The following is a 1,261-nucleotide window of genomic DNA, read 5'->3' as shown; positions in this document are numbered from 1 at the left end:
GCCGAAGGCTATGGTAACAACTCGCCTGATGCGAGCGGTGATCTGGAAGAGTTTGTCGACTTCAACAATGATGGTGTGTTCAATCAAAACGATGGGCTCTACAATGGCTTCCTGTGCAGTCAACCACCACATTCAGGCTGTTCGAGCCAACAGAGTATTAACGTCAGAGCAAGCCTTGTTCTGGTGATGTCGGGAAGCGAGCCGAGTCTTGTGTTGACTAAGACCATCGATTCGGCCAATCCAAATGACCCGAATGATAGCGTCGTGAACATTCAGGGCGAGAGTACAGGAGCGGTCGAAGTCATTATTGCGGATTTGCACAATCAGCCGATGCCAGCCGGTACCAAGGTATCGTTTGAAACGTCGGTAGGTAGCATTGTCGGTCCGTCATCGTTCACTTGGCCCAATGACAACCACAATGGCGGGCGTGCATTTGCGGTGACCATCAAGGGCACGACGCAACCAAAATCAGGCACATTGTTGGTTACGGTCGAGACGCCAAGTGGGGTGACAAGAACGTTTAGCCCTGCGACTATTAACGTTCAGTGATCTAGCGTATTAGAGAACGAAGGGGGCATGGCCCCCTTTTTACTTGAGTGGCAAAAATGAAACTCGGTGATGTTTTGCAACAAGTCTACGAAGCTTTGGAAAGTGCGGACTTATATTATGGGCATGGCACTGATAATGCATGGGACGAGGCCGTATGCCTAGTCTTGTGTGCTGCGAACTTGCCTATTGATAGTGGGCAAGAAGTCTTAGCAATGCCGCTTGATCAAACGGCGTTGACTAAAATCCAGGAGTGGACGCGTCGCCGAATTGAAGAACGTCTCCCATTGCCGTACCTTACTGGACGCGCTTGGTTTGCGGGGCTGGAATTCAATGTCGTGCCGGGCACCTTAATTCCGCGTTCTCCTATCGCGGAACTGATCGAACAGCAGTTTGCCCCTTGGTGCGTTCAACCGCCTGAGCATGTGTTAGATTTGTGTACTGGCGGGGGATGCATTGCGGCGGCCATTGCCTACCATTTGCCGGAAAGTCAGGTGGATGGTGTCGATTTGGATCCGGCCGCAGTCGAATTGGCCCGGGAGAATGTGCGCAAGTTAAGGCTTGAGTCGCGTGTCAATATTTATTTGGGCGATTTGTTTTCACCGGTTGAAGGTAAACAGTACGATCTCATTGTTTCTAATCCGCCATATGTGGATGCTCAGGACATGGAGAATTTGCCTGAGGAATATCGACACGAGCCGGTGCATGCGTTGGC

The 1,261-nt window shown here is 51.1% G+C and carries 2 protein-coding genes; both read left to right on the top strand.

Going from position 1 to position 1,261, the window contains the following annotated elements; translation table 11 throughout:
- Positions 1-549: hypothetical protein (locus tag D6694_03680; GenBank protein ID RMH46324.1), on the top strand; the 549-nt coding region annotated here is incomplete at its 5' end.
- Between the two features lie 56 nt (positions 550-605).
- On the top strand, positions 606-1,261 hold a 656-nt coding region (locus tag D6694_03675; protein ID RMH46325.1), incomplete at its 3' end, for a 50S ribosomal protein L3 N(5)-glutamine methyltransferase.

Source organism: Gammaproteobacteria bacterium, assembly GCA_003696665.1.
GTDB lineage: Bacteria > Pseudomonadota > Gammaproteobacteria > Enterobacterales.
Note: the sequence above shows the minus strand (reverse complement) of the source record. Positions and strands in the feature narration are given on the sequence as shown.